A 16614-nucleotide genomic window follows, 5' to 3' on the forward strand; every position below is an offset into this window, starting at 1 on the left:
TGTTCCCGCGTGGCCGGCATGCCGCGCATTCGCGGGTTCATTCCAGCACGCTGCTCTCCCAGGCCGCGTCGGTGATGCCGGGGTGGCGGTGCAACGCCTCCAGCACCGACTCGATCTCGCGCGCCACCACGGCGGTGCTGACTAGCGCGGCGACCACTTCGACAGCATCGTCGGCGCGTTCGACCACCTCGATATCCGCCACCGGGTACTTCGCCGCCTGCAGCCGTTCGATAAGATGACGGCGGACCACCGGCAGGCTGGCGGCATCCGTTGTCATGCGTACCTCGTTGCGTGCCTCGGTGCGCGCCTGGTTGACCGGGCGGCGCTCGACCCAGGTCACCAGCGGCAGCAGCAGCGTGTTGCCGGCGAGCACGAAGGCGGTGATCAGCACCGCCTCGACCACCAGGTCCGACCCCGCCGCGGCGCCGATCGCCCCGGACCCCCACAGCGTCGCCGCGGTGTTGAGGCCGCGGACATTCGTGCCGTCCTTCATGATGACGCCGGCACCCAGGAAGCCGATGCCGGAGACGACGTAGGAGATGACGCGCACCGCCTCGGCATCGCCGGCCAGGCGCTGGCCGATATCGACGAAGGCGGCCGCGCCGACGGCGACCAGCGTGTTGGTCCGCAGCCCGGCGCTGCGCTGGCGGAACTGGCCTTCCATGCCGACCAGCGTGCCCATCACGAAGGCGACGAACAGGCTGAAGGCGCTGTCCAGGACGGGCAGCAACTGGATGGTCTGGAGGAAGGCCAAGGGCGCGAATCATCCGGTCAGAAGATCGAAGCGGTCATCCCTAACACGGTCCGCGCATGGGCGGACCGGTGCCACGAAAGGGTCACGCCGCGCACCATCCGCAGCATCATCGCCATGGACGACGACCAGTTTGCCCGATCGCGGGAACTGACCGGCCTGACCGAGAAATCCGCCCAGGGGCGGGAAGCGCTGATCGGGCGGGACGCGGCGTTTCGCCCGCCTGTCGGGGACCGAGGCCGATGCCGAGGTCCCGCCGCGCCTGCGCGGGGCGCGCTCCCGCGCCGGTCACCGCCGCGCCAGCATATCCGCGACGATCTCGGCCGCATCCACGCCGACGCCGTTCAGGAAGGCGGAATTCCGCCGCGTCTGCCAGGGCAGCCCGAGGAAATACAGCCCCGGCAATTCGGTCACGCCGCGCCGATGCCGCGGCTGCCCGACTTCATCCACCACCGGCAGGTCGATCCAGCGGAAATCCAGCGCATAGCCGGTCGCCCAGATGATCGTGGTGATGCCGGCGGCCCGCAGGTCCAGGTCTCGGATCGGATCCGTGACGCAGGGCGGATCGGGCAACCCAACCCGTGCGGCGGGGTCCTCCGGCAGGTCCAGCCCTTCGCGCTCGGCATGGGCGTCCGCCGCGTCGCAGAAGGCGCGCAGGGCGGCATCGCCCCCGGCGAGGCTCTCCGCCAGATCGCACGCGAAATGCATCACGCCGCCGGACATTGCCTCCGTGCGGCCGAGCAGTACTCCGCCGCGCGCGGCGAAGGCGCGGTAGTCGATGGTGTACCCGCCATAGGCGCCGGAATTCGCCAAGGCGCCGCGTGGCCGCGTGCGACCAGCCACCTCCTCGTCCCACTCGCCCATGGCCATGCGCCACCAGACCGAGTCGCGCCCGCGATAGCGCCGTGGCGACCGCACATGACGGCCGATCGACAGATGGACATGGCGGCCGGCGCGCAGCAACTCCTCGGCGATCTGTGCGCCGGAGGCGCCGGCGCCGACGACAAGGACGGCACCGTCGGGGAGTTGCGCCGGATTGCGGTAGGCGCTGGCGTGCAGCGACAGCACGCCGAGATCGCCCGCGAAAGGCGCGGGGATGACCGGCCGCTGAAAGGGGCCGGTGGCAATGACGACGCTATTCGCTTCGATCGGGCCGTGGGAGGTCTCGACGCGATACAGGGGGCTGTCGGTCGTGCGGCACAGGGCGGTTGCGGTCACCCCGCAGCGCACCGGGGCGGCGATGTGCGCGGCATAGTCGGCAAGAAAGGCCACCACCGCGTCACGCGGCGCAAACCCGTCGGGGTCGCCGCCATTCCAGGCGAAGCCGCCGACGCTTGTGGCCCAGTTCGGTCCCAGCAGGCACAACCCGTCCCAGCGTTCGCTGCGCCAGCGCTCGGCGATGCGGCCGCGCTCGATCACGCAATGCGGCAAGCCGTGCAGGCTGAGCTGCTCGCTCATCGCAAGGCCGGCCTGGCCGCCGCCGATGACGAGCGTCCCCACATGCTCCGCCTGCTCGGTGGATGCCATCCACGTGCTCCCGCATGCCCACGGCACACCAGCCCAGCACGATCCTGGGTTCACAGGCACGTGAAAACCGTCCGGCGCCGGGCCGCGACGCCGGCTCCGGAAAGCAGAAGGGGCGCCCTGCGGCGCCCCTCCCAGTCCCATCCCGATCGCGGCCGTGCCGCGATCGGGGAGCTCACGGCACTAGCTGTGCGCCAGCATCGCCAGCAGCAGCAGTGCGACGATGTTGGTGATCTTGATCATCGGGTTCACCGCCGGGCCGGCGGTGTCCTTGTACGGATCGCCTACCGTGTCGCCGGTCACCGCCGCCTTGTGCGCGTCGGATCCCTTGCCGCCATGGTGGCCGTCCTCGATGTACTTCTTCGCGTTGTCCCATGCGCCACCACCCGTGGTCATCGACACCGCGACGAAGAAGCCGTTGACGATCACGCCCAGCAGCATCGCGCCGAGTGCCGCGAAGGCCTGCGCCTTCCCGGCAACCGCCTGGATGCCGAAGTAGATCACCAGCGGCGAGAGCACCGGCAGCAGCGACGGGATGATCATCTCCTTGATCGCCGCCTTGGTCAGCATGTCCACCGCGCGGCCGTAATCCGGCTTCTCGGTGCCCTGCATGATGCCCGGCTTCTCGCGGAACTGGCGCCGCACTTCCTCGACCACGCTCATCGCCGCGCGGCCCACCGCGGTCATCGCCATGCCGCCGAACAGGTACGGCAGCATGCCGCCGAACAGCAGCCCGACGACGACGTAGGGATTGGCCAGCGAGAAGTCGATCGCCGTCACCCCCCGGAAGTACGGGTAGGTCGCCGCATTGGTGATGAAGTAGTTGAGGTCCTGCGTGTACGCCGCGAACAGCACCACCGCACCCAGCGCGGCCGAGCCGATCGCATACCCCTTGGTCACCGCCTTGGTGGTGTTGCCCACCGCGTCGAGCGCGTCGGTGGTTTGGCGGATTTCCTTGGGCAGCCCGGCCATCTCGGCAATGCCGCCGGCATTGTCCGTCACCGGTCCGAAGGCATCGAGCGCTACCACCATGCCGGCCAGCGCCAGCATGGTCGTGACCGCGATGGCGATGCCATACAGCCCCGCCAGCGCGTAAGACACCAGGATGCCCGCGATGATCACCAGCGCCGGCAGGGCGGTGGATTCCATCGACACGGCCAAGCCCCGGATCACGTTGGTGCCGTGGCCCGTCACGGATGATTCCGCGATCGACTTCACCGGGCGGAAGTTCGTGCCGGTGTAGTATTCGGTGATCCAGATGATCAGCCCGGTCACCGCCAGGCCCACCACGCCGCACAGGAACAGGTCGAAGGCGCTGAACGTCGCGCCCGCCGCCGTCGCCCGGCCCGTGCCGAAGATCAGGTAGGACAGCGGCAGCAGCGCCACCAGCGACAGCGCACCGGTCACCGCGAAGCCGCGATACATCGCCCCCATGATGTTGTTGTTCGCCGGCAGCTTCACGAAATACGTGCCGACGATCGACGTCACGACGCAGACCGCGCCGATCGCCAGCGGGAAGATCATGCCTGCGCGCAGGAAGTCGGTGCCGGCGAACGCGATCGCCGCCAGCACCATCGTGGCGACCATCGTCACCGCATAGGTCTCGAACAAATCCGCCGCCATGCCGGCGCAGTCGCCGACATTGTCGCCCACGTTGTCGGCGATGGTCGCCGGGTTGCGGGGGTCGTCCTCGGGGATGCCGGCCTCGACCTTGCCGACCATGTCGCCGCCGACATCTGCACCCTTGGTGAAGATGCCGCCGCCCAGCCGCGCGAAGATCGAGATCAGCGACGCACCGAAGCCGAGTGCCACCAGCGCATCGATCACCAGCCGGTCATTCGGCGCGAAGCCGCCGATCACCACCAGCAGGAAGAAATAGACGGCCACCCCCAGCAGCGCGAGGCCCGCCACCAGCATGCCGGTGATCGCGCCCGACTTGAACGCGACATCGAGCCCCCCGGCCAGCGAGCCGATCGCCGCCTGCGCGGTGCGCAGATTGGCACGCACCGACACGTTCATGCCGATGAAACCCGCCGCGCCCGACAGCACCGCACCCAACAGGAAGCCGATGGCGACGGTCATGCCGAGCCGCCACGCGACCAGTACGAACAGCACCGCGCCGACGATGGCGATGGTGGTGTATTGCCGCTTCAAATAGGCGTTGGCACCTTCCTGGATCGCCTGCGCGATCTCCTGCATGCGCTCATTGCCCGGGTCGCGGGAGAGCACATCCTTGGCGGTGTACACGCCATAGGCGACGGAACACGCCCCCAGCGCGATCACGATGATCAGCCAAACGGTCAACAAATCGCGGACTCCCCCTCGAACATCAGCGGCACCTCGCCGCCACGACCCGTCTTTCGCAGGCCAAACCGAAGGCTAGAGGGGGAATGGGAGAGCGCGCAACGGGACGGGATGTCGTCCCCGAAGGCTGGTCCGGGCGCGATATAGGAATATCATCAAATTTCAATGGGTGCGGCGGAGAGGGGCTTTGCCCCCCTCCGGACCTCCCCCCACCAAAGGCCAACGGGCCTTTGGAATGCGGGATTTTGGTGCCGGGGATGGGTGGGTTGCCTTTCGGGCGCCAGGCAACGTCGGATATTAGGTATTGCCGCCCAAAAATCGCCTGCGGCATCAATGGCGGGCTGTCAAAAGAACGCGGTGCAGGGGCCCGCTGGCCCCTGGCGGGGTGAGGTTCGGAGAGGGGCGGCGCCCCTCTTCGCCTTTACTTCTTTGCCCGCTCGATCGCTTCCACGATCAGCCGCCGCGCATCCTCCGCCCCGCCCCAGCCCAGCACCTTCACCCACTTGCCGGGTTCCAGGTCCTTGTAGTGTTCGAAGAAGTGCTGGATCTGCGCCAGCGTGATCTGCGGCAGGTCCGTGTGGTTCTGCACATGGGCGTAGCGCTGCGTCAGCTTGGCGGACGGCACCGCGATGATCTTCTCGTCCCCGCCGCCATCGTCTTCCATGCGCAGCACGCCGACCGGGCGGACGTTGATGACGGCGCCAGGGATGATGGGGCGGGTATTGGCCACCAGCACGTCGATCGGGTCACCGTCTTCCGACAGCGTATGCGGCACGAAGCCGTAATTCCCCGGGTACCGCATCGGCGTGTACAGGAAGCGGTCGACGAACAGCGTGCCGGCTTCCTTGTCCATCTCGTACTTGATGGGCTCGCCGCCGACCGGCACCTCGATGATGACGTTGACGTCCTCGGGCGGGTTCTTGCCGATCGCGATGGCGTCGATGCGCATGGAATGGATCTCCAAGAGAATTCGCGGCGGCTGGTAGCAGAGTGGGACGCCGCGGCCAATCGCAGTGCAGCATGGGTTGCGCGGCGGGGCCGCGGCGGCGAGGCTCGGACCATGCCTCACCCCGACGCTGCCCACCTTGCCTTTGCCACCGAAGTCGCCGCCCGCGCGCCGGAGGTGGTGGCCCTGACCCGCCGGCTGATGGCGGTACCGTCGCCCAACCCGCCCGGCGATGTCCGCGCCTGCGCCGAGGAGGCCGCCGCCCTGGTCCGGGAGCTGGCGCCGGAGGCCGAGGTCACGCTGCATGCCACGTCGCCCGAGGTGACCAACCTGGTGGCCAGGATCGCCGGTGCCGGGCCGGGTCCGCTGCTCGCCTTCAACGGCCATCTCGACACCTACCCGGTCAATGAGGCGCTGCCCTGGACCGTTGACCCGCTGCGCGGGGAGGCCCGCGACGGGCGTCTGTATGGCCGGGGCGCGGCCGACATGAAGGGCGGCATCGCCGCCTCGATGCTCGCCTTCGCCCTGCTGGCGCGCCACCGCGCCGCCTGGCGGGGGGAAGCGGTGCTGACGCTGGCCGGCGATGAGGAAAGCATGGGCCCGCTGGGGACCAAGTGGCTGCTCGACCACGTCCCCGGCCTGGCGGGGGCGGGTGCGGTGATCATCGGCGATGCGGGCAGCCCCCGCGTGCTGCGCTTTGGCGAAAAGGGCTTCCTGTGGATCGAGGTCGAGGCCGCGGGCACCGCCGCCCATGGCGCCCATGTCCATTTGGGGGACAATGCCATCGACAGGCTGCGGGTCGCGCTCGATGCCGTATCGGCGCTGCGCGACCTGCCGGTGGGCGCGCCGCCGTCCGTCACGGCCGCCATCGCCGCCGCGCGGGCAATCAGCGAGCCCCTGGCAGGGGCGGGCGAGGCGCGGGTGCTGTCGGCCGTCACCGTGAACATCGGCCGTATCGAGGGCGGCACCGCGCCGAACCTGGTGCCGGCCTCGGCGCGTGCGGCCTGCGACATCCGTCTGCCGGTTGGCGTGACATGCGCCGAAGCCGAGGCGGCGCTGGCCGGGGGCCTGGGTTCGCTGCCCGGCGTCACCTGGCGCGTGCTGCGCCGATTCGAGCCGAACCATACCGACCCCGCCGCCGCCATCGTCCGTCGCACCCATGCGGCGGCCGAGGAGGTGCTCGGCGGGACCGTCGCGGTGAACATGCGCGTCGGCGGGTCCGATGCCCGCTGGTTCCGCATGGCGGGCCTGCCGACCGTGGTCTACGGTCCGACGCCGCACAACATGGGCGGCGCCGATGAATGGGCCGACATCGCCGAGCTGGAGGCGGTTGCCCGCGTCCATGCCATCGCGGCCTTGGATTTTCTCGCGGGCTAGCGTGGCGCTGCGCATCCTCGTGCTGGGGGCCTATGGGCTGATCGGCAGCGCGGTGGTGGACCGGCTGGCCGCGGCCAGCCATGCCGTGACCGGGTTGGGCCGGAACGTCGCGTCGGCGGCTCGGGCCCGTCCGCATATCACCTTGGTCGCGCGGGACATTGCCGCCTGCGTCCGGCCCGAGGATTGGGCACTGGTGATCTCCGGCATGGATGTGGCGGTGAATTGCGCCGGCGCCTTGCAGGACGGGCGGCGCGACGACGTCCGCGCGGTGCAGGAAACGGCGATGCTGGCGCTCTGGCAGGCCTGCGCGGCCGCCGGGACCCGCTGTGTGGTGCAGGTTTCCGCCGCCGGCGCCGCAGCGGATGCGCCGACGCTGTTCATGCGCAGCAAGGCCGCCGCGGATGCGGCGCTGGCGCGGCTGGACCTCGGTTGGGTCGTGCTGCGGCCGGGCCTGGTCTGGGCGCCGACAGCCTATGGCGCCACTGCGCTGCTGCGGGCGTTGGCGGCATGGCCTGCCTGGCTGCCCTTGCCGCTGCCCTTCTCTGATGCCCGCCTTCAGACCGTCGGGGTCGGTGATGTGGCGGATGCCGTGCTGGCCGCCGCCGAGGGTCGCCTCCCGGACCGGCGCCAGTACGATCTGGTGGAGGCGGAGAGCCACAGCCTGGCGGCCCTGGTGATCGCGCTGCGTGGCTGGAGCGGGCGGCGGCCCTTGCGAATCTGGCCGGCCCCGGCGGCGCTGGCGCATGTGGCGGGGCGAATTTGCGACCTCCTCGGCCGCCTCGGCTGGCGGGCCCCGCTGCGCAGCACGGCGCTCGCCGAGATCGCGCGCGGCGTCCTCGGCGACCCCGCTGCCTGGGCGGCGGCGAACGGGCGGCCCGTCGCATCGCTGGCGGAGACCCTGCGCCGCCACCCTGCCACCGTGCAGGAACGTTGGTTCGGGCGGCTGTGGCTGCTGCGGCCGGTGCTGGTTGCCGGCCTGGCGGCCTTCTGGCTGGCCTCCGGCGCGATCGCCCTGGCGCGGCCCGAAGCGGCGGCCGCCGTGCTGACCGCGCGCGGCCTGGCGGAAGCGCCGGCCTGCGCCTTCGTTGTCGGCGGCGCGGCGGTCGATCTCGCCCTCGGCGCGCTGGTGCTGCTGCGCCGGACCATGCCTCTGGCGGCCTTCGGCATGCTGGCGACGAGCGCCGGCTATCTGCTCGGTGGCACGTTGCTGGCGCCGGACCTCTGGGCCGATCCGCTCGGGCCGCTGGTCAAGGTGCTGCCGGCTATGCTGCCCGCCGCGGCGCTGCTTGCCCTGGCCGAGGATCGGTGAGCGTGGCCGCGGAGATCCTCCGCTGGCTGCATGTGATCGGCGCCGCCGTGCTGCTCGGCACCGGTGCCGGCATCGCGTTCTTCATGCTGATGGCGCACCGGACGCGCCAGGCCGCGCTGATCGCGCATGTCGCCGGCACGGTGGTGCTGGCCGACACCGTTTTCACCGCCACGGCGGTGGTGCTGCAGCCCGTCACCGGCGCGCTGCTGGCGTGGGAGATCGGCTGGAGCCTCGGCGAGCCGTGGATCCTGGTCTCGCTGGGTCTGTACGTGCTGACGGGCATGTTCTGGCTGCCGGTGGTGGTGATCCAGATCCGGCTGCGCGACCTGGCGCGCGTCACGGCCCAGGCGGGGCAGGCGCTGCCGGCGGCCTACAATCGCTTGTTCCGCATCTGCTTCGCCTGCGGCGTTCCGGCCTTCACCGCGGTACTGGCGATTGTCTGGCTGATGCTCACCCGACCGGCGCTCTGGTCGGCGGGGTTTGATTTCCTCAGCCGGTAGAGGCAATCAGGCACCCGCATGGGCCTGTAGCTCAATGGTCAGAGCGGACCGCTCATAACGGTTTGGTTGCAGGTTCGAGTCCTGCCGGGCCCATGCCCGTCGCCGCGCGGCGTTCATCCGCCGCAGGCAATGCGACGGGAACCGCCGCGCGTCAGGCTGCCGGCACCGGCGCGGCCGCCTGCCGGGCCCGCACCCCCAGCACCATCACCGCCGCCACCAGGCAGGCCGCCCCCGCCAGGTAGAAGGCCGGCAGGTAGGAGGCCAGCGCATCGCGGCTGAGCCCCGCCCCGAAGGCGGCGATCGCGGCACCCACCTGGTGGCCCACGAACACCCAGCCGAACACCAGCGGCGCCTTGTCCCGCCCGAAGGCCTGGCCGGCGAGCCGCACCGTCGGCGGCACCGTGGCGATCCAGTCGAGCCCGTAGAACAACGCGAAGATCGACAGGCCATAGAGCGAGAAGGTGCTCGACGGCAGCCACAGCAGCGACAGCCCGCGCAGCCCGTAATACCAGAACAGCAGCTTGCGGTTGTCGTAGCGGTCCGACAGCCAGCCCGAGGCGACGGTGCCGATGAAGTTGAACACGCCCATCATCGCCAGCACCGAGGCAGCCTGGACCTCCGCCATGCCGAAATCGGCACAGAGCGGGATGAAATGCGTCTGGATCAGTCCGTTGGTGGACAGGCCGCAGATCAGGAAGGTGGCGAACAGGATCCAGAAGACCTTGGAGCCCGACGCGTCCGCCAGCGTGGCGAAGGCGGTGCGCACGGGGTTGCCGGTGGGTGCGGCCGGCGGCGTGACCGCGGTCTCGCCATAGGCCGCGAGGCCGAGATCCGACGGGTGGTCGCGGCCGAACAGCGCCATCAATACCGTGGCGGCGGCGCAGACAACGAGGCCCGGCACCATCGCGACGCGCCAGCCCTGGTCCTGCGCCAGCCACGCCCCGAGCGGCAGCAGCGCCAATTGCCCGGCCGCCGCGGCCGCCGTCAGCACCCCGATCACCAGCCCGCGCCGCTGGGCGAACCACCGGTTGGCCACCGTCGCGCCGAGGATCAGCGCCGTCATCCCCGTGCCGAGGCCGGTGATCACGCCCCAGTACAGCCACAGCTCCCAGGTCGTGGTCATGCGCAGGGACAGCAGGCAGCCCACGACCACCAGCGTCATCGCCAGCACCACCATGCGGACCAGCCCGTAGCGTTGCAGCAGCGCTGCGCCGAACGGCGCCATCACCCCGAACAGCAGCAGCCGCAGCGCCAGCGCGCCGGAGATCGTCCCGGTCTCCCAGCCGAATTCACGTTGCAGCGGCAGCAGCAGCGCCCCCTGCACCCCCATCGCGCCGGAGGAGGACAGCGCGACCAGAAAGGTCAGCGCCACCATCACCCAGCCGTAGTGGATGCCGCGACGGGCCAGGGCAGAGGCAAGGGGGGCCGACAGCATGGCGTTGGATCCTGTCCTGTGCGGCGTCAGGGCGCCGGGATGAGGTCGGTGGCAATGAGCTCGGCGAGAAGGGTCCGCAGCGCCTGCGCCTGGTCCATGCCGAAGCTGGTCTCGAATGCGGTCTGGGCGGCGGACCACAACGGCCGCGCCGCGACGAGACGGGCCTGGCCCTCGGCGGTCAGCGACACCAGTCGCCCGCGCCGGTCGGTAGGGTCGACCGTGATGGCGACCAGCCCCTCCCGTTCCAGGGGCTGGAGGTTGCGGCCCATGGTGGTGCGGTCCATCGCCATCACCTCGGCAAAGGCACCCGGTGCGATGGGGCCGCGCCGCGCCAGCGTCGAGAGCAGCGCGTATTGGCCGATGTTCAGGCCGGATGGCGCCAGATGCCGGTCATAATGCTGGTTCAGGTGGCGCGTCGCCTTGCGCAGGCCATGGCAGCTGCAGCCATCGGGGCGGGGCGGGATCATGGCGTGTAAAATAGGCGTATATGCACCTAATGCAAGCCCCCGCCTTGGCGCGCCCTTCCGCTGGCCGTAGAACCCCGGGCAACCCCCTCCGTCACAGGTTCCCCGCCCCATGGCCGCCTACCAGTACGTCTATGTGATGAAAGACCTCACCAAGTCCTATCCGGGCGGGCGAGACATCTTCAAAGGCATCACCCTGTCCTTCCTGCCGGGGGTGAAGATCGGTGTGCTTGGCCCGAACGGCGCCGGCAAATCCACCCTGATGCGCATCATGGCCGGGCAGGACAAGGAATTCGGCGGCGAAGCCTGGGCCGCCGAGGGCGTGCGCGTCGGCTACCTATCGCAGGAACCGGAACTCGACCCCAACCTGACGGTCGGCGAGAATGTCCGCCTTGCCTTCGCCGAGCTCAACGCCGCCATGGCGCGCTTCAACGAGATCTCCGAGAAATTCGCCGAGGAGATGACCGAAGACGAGATGAACACCCTGCTCGCCGAGCAGGCCGACCTGCAGGAGAAGATCGACGCCGCCAATGGGTGGGAGATCGATCGCCAGGTCGAGATCGCGCTCGATGCGCTGCGCTGCCCACCGCCCGATGCCGCGGTGACCAACCTGTCGGGTGGCGAGCGCCGCCGCGTCGCATTGTGCCGGCTGCTGCTCGAAAAGCCGGACATGCTGCTGCTCGACGAACCGACCAACCACCTCGATGCGGAATCCGTGTCGTGGCTCGAACAGACGCTGAAGGCCTATACGGGCACGGTGCTGATCGTGACCCACGATCGCTACTTCCTCGACAACGTCACATCCTGGATCCTCGAGGTCGATCGCGGCCGCGGCATTCCCTACGAAGGCAACTACTCGACGTATCTGGAACAGAAGCGCAAGCGCCTGTCGCAGGAGGAACGCGAGGAGAGCAGTCGCCAGCGCCAACTCGCCGAGGAACGCGACTGGATCGGGCGGTCGCCCTCCGCCCGCCAGGCGAAGTCCAAGGCGCGCATCGCGGCCTATGAGGACCTGCTGCGCGCGTCCCAGGACAAGGCGCCCGACCCGACCGAGATCGCCATCCCGCCCGCGCCCCGGCTGGGCAACACCGTCATCGTCGCCGATGGCGTCTCGAAGGGCTATGGCGACCGGCTGCTGATCGACAACCTGTCCTTCAAGCTGCCGCCGGGCGGCATCGTCGGCGTCATCGGGCCGAACGGCGCGGGCAAGACCACGCTGTTCAAGATGATCATGCAGCGCGAGCAGCCCGACGCCGGCACCATGACCGTCGGCGACAGCGTGCAACTCGGCTATGTGGACCAGAGCCGCGACACGCTGGATGACACCAAGTCGGTCTGGCAGGAAATCTCCGGCGGCGACGACGTCATCACCATCGGCAAGCGGTCCGTGCCCTCGCGCGCCTATTGCGCGGCCTTCAACTTCAAGGGCGGCGACCAGCAGAAGCGGGTGGGCTCGCTCTCGGGCGGCGAGCGCAACCGCGTCCACCTCGCGAAGATGCTGAAGAAGGAGCACAACGTGCTCCTGCTCGACGAACCGACCAACGACCTCGACGTCGAGACGCTGCGGGCGCTGGAGAACGCGCTGATGGAATTCGCCGGCTGCGCCGTCATCATCTCGCACGATCGCTTCTTCCTCGACCGGCTCGCGACGCACATCCTCGCCTTCGAAGGGGACAGCCACGTCGAGTGGTTCGAGGGGAATTTCGAAAGCTACGAAGAGGACAAGCGACGTCGACTCGGCGACGCGGCAACCGACCCTCATCGAATCAAGTACAAGCCACTCGCACGGTGAAGGAGACGGGGGAGAGAACTCCCCCGCGCCCCCTCCTTTTTCCGTCTGTCACCAGGGCAGTCCTGGCGCGGCAGTCGAAGCCCCCAGGCGGAGGCCGCATTTGAGCGCGAGCATGATGCCGCTGCGCTCGGCACGGATCGTCAACACCGAAAGGCTGATGATGATCCCGCCGGGCAAGGAGAACCTGCCGGACCTCATCCGCCTCAAGGGGGATGAGCGCGTCTTCGGCTGGATGCTGCATGGCGTGCGGTCGGCCGAACGCGCGCGCGAGGAACTCGAGGACGATCACGACTTCTGGGAAGTGCGTGGCTACGGCACCTGGTGCGTCTTCGAACGCGAGACCGGCGACTTCCTGGGCATCTGCGGCTTCATGGAACGACCCGACGGGCGCGGCGTCGCGCTGCGCTACGCGCTGTGGCCGGAATGCCGTGGCAAGGGCTACGCGCGCGAAGCGGCGAAGGCTGCGATCGCCTTCGCCCATCGCGCCGGCCTGCCCCGCATCATCGCCGTGGCGCGGGAGGAGAACGTCGCCTCCCGCGCCGTGCTGACCGATATCGGCATGACCCCGGCCGGCGAATTCCGCCACCAGGGCCACCGCATGATGATGTTCGAAAGCCGTAGCTGAGCCTGGGCTGATGCTGCGCGATCCTCCTTGGCCCGATGCGCATGCATCGGGCAGGGAGCACAAGGCGCGGCCACGGTCGGACCGTCAGTCGTCCCCGATGCAGGCGGAGCACGGCGTGCAGGAAGGGCCGGCGGAGGCCGGCCGCCTAGGGTCTAACCGAGACTCTCCGGCCATCCGATGAACACGCCGACATTGCCCGGCATCCCGCCGGGGAAGTCGATCACGCGGGCCGAGAAGGTAAAGCCGCCGGCCTTCAGTTCCTTCTCCCACCAATGATAGATCTTCTGGTAGACGCCCGGCAGCGTGTCCTGCCAACCTTCGAGATGGTTGTTGATGCGCCGGCCACCATCCTCGCACAGGACGGATGGGAACTTCACGAGCATCAGTTCGCGTTCGCCGGCATCGAAGGCGCGCCGGATGCGCTTGATGGCGCGCGCGCGGTCGTCATCGGTGATCTCATAGGTCTGCACACGTTCGGAAAAGGCGGCGAGGTCTGCCTTGTGCTGGGCTTCGGCCGCATCGGCCTCGGCCTTTCGCTTCGCCGCGATCTCGGCCTTCTCGGCGAACAGATCCTGGATGGTCAGCGCTGTCATGGTGTCGCCCTCAAAACGGCCGGAAGCATGGCTTCCACGGCATGCGGAGGCAACATGATCCTGGGGTGTCCCGAAGGCCTTGATGCAGCGCAGATGCAGGAAGCCGCGATCGCATTTGCGCAGCCGCAGCCAGGCGGTGCGCAGTGGCGGTGCGAAGGTCACGACATGCGGCGCCGCCGGATTCGAGGACGGCGCCGGCCCGGATCCGTGCTCATGCACGATCGACCAATGCGTGCCATCGTCCGATGCCTCGATCACGAAGCGACCCAGCCGATGCGGGTGGGAGCACCGGTTCACGATCTCGAGCCGCGAGAGCTGATGCGGCGAGCCGAGCGCAACCATCCACCAGGGCGAATCCTCGATGTCGGTATGGAAGCCGCAGTCTTCGTACCCTTCGGCCTCGGTCGCGCCGGCGGCCTCGCGCGCGGGATCCTGGTGCCGTGACCAGCGGGAGACGGAACTGACCAGCGCCGGCTTGCCGGGCAGGACATCGCGGGCCGCCGCCTCTGTTGCCAGCGCGGCCTGCAGAAGCGGCATCAGGGCCGAGCCATCCGGCAGCAGCGCCAGGCGCCCTTGCAGGGCCTCGGCGTAGTCGGCCAGCCGGTAGGGCGCCAGCAGCCGGCGCAGGCGGCCCTGCGGATCGAACCAGCCGCGTGGATCATGGGCGCCCACCATGTCCCGGATATAGGCCTGCCGCCCCAGCACCGAATGCGCCAGGCTGCCCGGACGGTTGGCCCGCCAGTCATCGATGTCGAGCCGCGGACGGTAGCGCAGGTGCCGCGTATCGGCGAAGGCATCGACCGGGGCGAAGCGGAACGCGCCGGCCTTCAGGACCGAGGGCACGAAGACTTCGCAGAACGGCCACCGGGCCAGGCGTCCGGCCTGGTATTCGCGCGTCAGGCGCTGCCGTTCGGCGAACAGGTGGTCGAGCGCGCGGCCCGACAACACCATCATGAACAGCAGGGCCTGCCACGGTTCAGCGTACAGCGCAGCGCCGGCCCCGTACCACGGCCAGCCGGGTTCGGCGGGCTTCACATCATGGGCGACGATGTCGATGCCTTCGTCGATGCAGCGCGCGACCATCGGCTCGAGGTCGAGATTCACCGCCACATCGGATTCCGCGATGAGGTAGCAATCGTAGTCCGGCAGGGCCTGCCGCACGAAATACGGCCCATAATCAACATTGTACCAGAGCGACCGGTTGGGCGGGTATTCCAGCAGCCCAGCCTGCTGCGTTGCCGCCGTGTGGTTCACCACCTCATAGGGCGTGATCGGCAACGGGCCATGCGTGGTGTCGGCCAGCACGACCTGGCGGGCGGAACGGCAATTGGCGAAGAAGCGCTCCGCCAAGGCCGCGATGTCCGCATCCCATTGATAGACGCGGAAGGCGGCGACGTAGCGCACCCGGCGAAGCCGGCCGGCTCGCGGCAGGCCTATGCCCGTCAGCCACGGCCCTCGCGGGCTGCCAACTGGGCGATCTGGTTGCGCATCGCCTCCAGCAGGGACGCCACCCGCCCGCCATTGCGCTGGATTACCGCCGAATACTCGCTGCGCGTGGTCAGCCGCAGGGAGGTTCCCTCGGCGATCACATCCACGACGCGCGGCTGGCCACCCACCTCGCTGACCCGCCAGTCGAGCGAAAAGGCCGGGGTGCTGGGCCGTTCGACGATGGTGTTGACCAGCACGTCCTCCTCGGTCCGCTGTTGGCTGCGGCCGAGCGAGAATTTCACCCCGCGGTATTCGCCGAAGCGTGCCGACAGATTGCGCACGATGATGTCATCGAACAGCCGATTGTATTCGGCGAGTTCCGCGGCGCTCGCCTGCCTGGCGTAGCGGCCCAGGATGAAGCGGCCGGTGCCTTCGACGTCGATGGTGCGGCGCAGCGTGGCGGCCACGCGATCCCGCCGGGTCGCGAGGTCGAGCCGCGGGTCGTTGATTGCGGCCACCAGCTCGTTGCCCGCGCCCTGGATGAAGGCGGTGGCGCGGCTGGGGTCGACCTGTGCCTGCCCGGGGCTTGGCAGCCCCACCAGGGCGGCGGCGACCAAGGGGGCGGAGAGGAGGAGCCGTCTGTTCATGGCGGTCATATAGTGAGCCATTCCAGGTTGCCGAGTCATTGCGTGGGGGGGCGCGCATCGGGGCCGGCCGGTCCGGTGACACCCTGGCCGAAGCCGGTGACGCCGGATGGGCCCACAACGCGGCCGCGCTCCTCCTCGTTGCGGATTTCATAGCCGCGCCGCTGCCGATAGGCCGAGCGCAGGGTGGAATAGGGGTCGAGCGAGGTGGCGCGGACCTGGTCGATGGGTTCCAGCAGCGCCTCGCGCGTGTCCACCACGGTCAGGCCGAGCTGCGTCCAGCCGGCGACGTCCACCAGCACGCCCTGGCCGAACCAGGACAGCGGGTTGATGGCGAAATCCATCGCCTGGCCCACCACGTCGCGCGGGTTGGACGGGCCGAACAGCGGGATGAACAGGTACGGCCCTTCGCCGACCCCCCAGACCGCCAGCGTCTGGCCGGAATCCTCGGTATGGCCGGGCACGCCCCATTCGCGGGCGACATCGATGATGCCGCCGACCCCGATGGTGGAATTGACCATGAACCGGCCGAGGGTGATGCGCGCCCGCGGAATATTCCCCTGCAGCAGGTCGCCGGCGAGGATCACCGGCGCGCGCAGATTGCCCAGGATATTGCGGATGGCGACGCGGATGCCCTGCGGCATCAGGTCGCGATAGGCCTCGGCAACAGGCTGCAGCACGTTCCGGTCGATCGCCTCATGCACCTCGAACATCGCGCGGTTCGTGGGTTCCAGCGGATCGTTGGTTTCGCGGAATTCCGCCTGGCCCTCGGGGTCGTCATCCCCGGGGCGGGTGGCGCAACCGCTGGCCATCAGGGCCGCGGCGAGCATGGTGGCGCGCACCAGGCCGGATCGGGAGAGAAACATGGGGGCGGAATACAATGTCTCGCAGGCCCTTGGAACCGCTGTTGATGCCATGTGAC

At 69.3% G+C, this 16614-nt stretch carries 14 protein-coding genes and 1 tRNA gene; 6 read left to right on the forward strand and 9 right to left on the reverse strand.

The window, feature by feature from the left end; translation table 11 throughout:
- Positions 1–37: 37 nt before the first annotated feature.
- From AAFN86_RS12070 to ppa, 4 genes are all read right to left on the reverse strand, one after another.
- Complete coding sequence (locus AAFN86_RS12070) at positions 38–754, reverse strand: MgtC/SapB family protein (RefSeq protein WP_347543574.1); 717 nt, start codon at positions 752–754, stop codon at positions 38–40.
- Between the two features lie 285 nt (positions 755–1039).
- Positions 1040–2278 (reverse strand): NAD(P)-binding domain-containing protein, encoded by a 1239-nt coding sequence (locus AAFN86_RS12075; protein ID WP_347543575.1) that lies wholly within the window; start codon positions 2276–2278, stop codon positions 1040–1042.
- 180 nt (positions 2279–2458) lie between these two features.
- Positions 2459–4579, reverse strand: coding sequence for a sodium-translocating pyrophosphatase (locus AAFN86_RS12080; RefSeq protein WP_347543576.1), 2121 nt, complete (start codon positions 4577–4579; stop codon positions 2459–2461).
- Positions 4580–5000: 421 nt separating this feature from the next.
- Positions 5001–5528, reverse strand: coding sequence for an inorganic diphosphatase (ppa, locus tag AAFN86_RS12085; RefSeq protein WP_347543577.1), 528 nt, complete (start codon positions 5526–5528; stop codon positions 5001–5003).
- A 111-nt stretch (positions 5529–5639) separates the two neighbouring features.
- Here ppa and AAFN86_RS12090 point away from each other — a divergent pair, with 111 nt between their 5' ends.
- From AAFN86_RS12090 to AAFN86_RS12105, 4 genes are all read left to right on the forward strand, one after another.
- Entirely contained in the window at positions 5640–6902 is a 1263-nt protein-coding gene (locus AAFN86_RS12090) for a M20/M25/M40 family metallo-hydrolase (RefSeq protein WP_347543578.1), read from the forward strand.
- 1 nt (position 6903) lies between these two features.
- Positions 6904–8211, forward strand: a complete 1308-nt coding sequence (locus tag AAFN86_RS12095; RefSeq protein WP_347543579.1) for an SDR family oxidoreductase — start codon at positions 6904–6906, stop codon at positions 8209–8211.
- Positions 8212–8213: 2 nt separating this feature from the next.
- Positions 8214–8711 carry a DUF2269 domain-containing protein gene (locus AAFN86_RS12100; RefSeq protein WP_347543580.1) on the forward strand — a complete coding sequence of 166 codons (498 nt, stop codon included), beginning with the start codon at positions 8214–8216 and terminating at the stop codon, positions 8709–8711.
- 20 nt (positions 8712–8731) lie between these two features.
- A tRNA-Ile gene (locus AAFN86_RS12105) sits at positions 8732–8804 on the forward strand.
- Positions 8805–8862: 58 nt separating this feature from the next.
- Here AAFN86_RS12105 and AAFN86_RS12110 read toward each other — a convergent pair.
- Positions 8863–10146: an MFS transporter gene (locus tag AAFN86_RS12110; RefSeq protein WP_347543581.1), complete on the reverse strand. Its 1284-nt coding sequence runs from the start codon at positions 10144–10146 to the stop codon at positions 8863–8865.
- Between the two features lie 26 nt (positions 10147–10172).
- Positions 10173–10613 carry a MarR family winged helix-turn-helix transcriptional regulator gene (locus AAFN86_RS12115; protein WP_347543582.1) on the reverse strand — a complete coding sequence of 147 codons (441 nt, stop codon included), beginning with the start codon at positions 10611–10613 and terminating at the stop codon, positions 10173–10175.
- 109 nt (positions 10614–10722) lie between these two features.
- On the opposite strand from AAFN86_RS12115, the gene ettA reads away from it, so the two are divergent.
- Entirely contained in the window at positions 10723–12402 is a 1680-nt protein-coding gene (gene ettA / locus AAFN86_RS12120; RefSeq protein WP_347543583.1) for an energy-dependent translational throttle protein EttA, read from the forward strand.
- Positions 12403–12514: 112 nt separating this feature from the next.
- Positions 12515–13027 (forward strand): GNAT family N-acetyltransferase, encoded by a 513-nt coding sequence (locus AAFN86_RS12125; RefSeq protein WP_347543584.1) that lies wholly within the window; start codon positions 12515–12517, stop codon positions 13025–13027.
- A gap of 152 nt (positions 13028–13179) precedes the next feature.
- On the opposite strand, the gene AAFN86_RS12130 is transcribed toward AAFN86_RS12125, so the two are convergent.
- From AAFN86_RS12130 to AAFN86_RS12140, 3 genes are read right to left on the reverse strand one after another with little or no spacing between them, the layout of a single operon-like run.
- Positions 13180–15024, reverse strand: a complete 1845-nt coding sequence (locus AAFN86_RS12130; protein ID WP_347543585.1) for a discoidin domain-containing protein — start codon at positions 15022–15024, stop codon at positions 13180–13182.
- A gap of 38 nt (positions 15025–15062) precedes the next feature.
- A complete protein-coding gene (locus AAFN86_RS12135) occupies positions 15063–15695 on the reverse strand; it encodes an ABC transporter substrate-binding protein (RefSeq protein ID WP_347543586.1) in 633 nt (210 codons plus the stop codon).
- A gap of 35 nt (positions 15696–15730) precedes the next feature.
- The gene (locus tag AAFN86_RS12140; RefSeq protein WP_347543587.1) at positions 15731–16558 is read right to left on the reverse strand and encodes a VacJ family lipoprotein; all 828 of its coding nucleotides are present in this window, start codon (positions 16556–16558) and stop codon (positions 15731–15733) included.
- Positions 16559–16614 lie beyond the last annotated feature (56 nt).

This window comes from Roseomonas sp. CAU 1739 (assembly GCF_039839775.1).
In the GTDB taxonomy this organism is placed as follows: domain Bacteria; phylum Pseudomonadota; class Alphaproteobacteria; order Acetobacterales; family Acetobacteraceae; genus Neoroseomonas.

Coding starts and splice junctions, on each gene's coding strand:
- AAFN86_RS12075 (WP_347543575.1), bottom strand. CDS start 2,278: ATGGCATCCACCGAGCAGGCGGAGCATGTGGGGACGCTCGTCATCGGC.
- ppa (WP_347543577.1), bottom strand. CDS start 5,528: ATGCGCATCGACGCCATCGCGATCGGCAAGAACCCGCCCGAGGACGTC.
- AAFN86_RS12090 (WP_347543578.1), top strand. CDS start 5,640: ATGCCTCACCCCGACGCTGCCCACCTTGCCTTTGCCACCGAAGTCGCC.
- AAFN86_RS12110 (WP_347543581.1), bottom strand. CDS start 10,146: ATGCTGTCGGCCCCCCTTGCCTCTGCCCTGGCCCGTCGCGGCATCCAC.
- AAFN86_RS12115 (WP_347543582.1), bottom strand. CDS start 10,613: ATGATCCCGCCCCGCCCCGATGGCTGCAGCTGCCATGGCCTGCGCAAG.
- ettA (WP_347543583.1), top strand. CDS start 10,723: ATGGCCGCCTACCAGTACGTCTATGTGATGAAAGACCTCACCAAGTCC.
- AAFN86_RS12125 (WP_347543584.1), top strand. CDS start 12,515: ATGATGCCGCTGCGCTCGGCACGGATCGTCAACACCGAAAGGCTGATG.
- AAFN86_RS12135 (WP_347543586.1), bottom strand. CDS start 15,695: ATGAACAGACGGCTCCTCCTCTCCGCCCCCTTGGTCGCCGCCGCCCTG.
- AAFN86_RS12140 (WP_347543587.1), bottom strand. CDS start 16,558: ATGTTTCTCTCCCGATCCGGCCTGGTGCGCGCCACCATGCTCGCCGCG.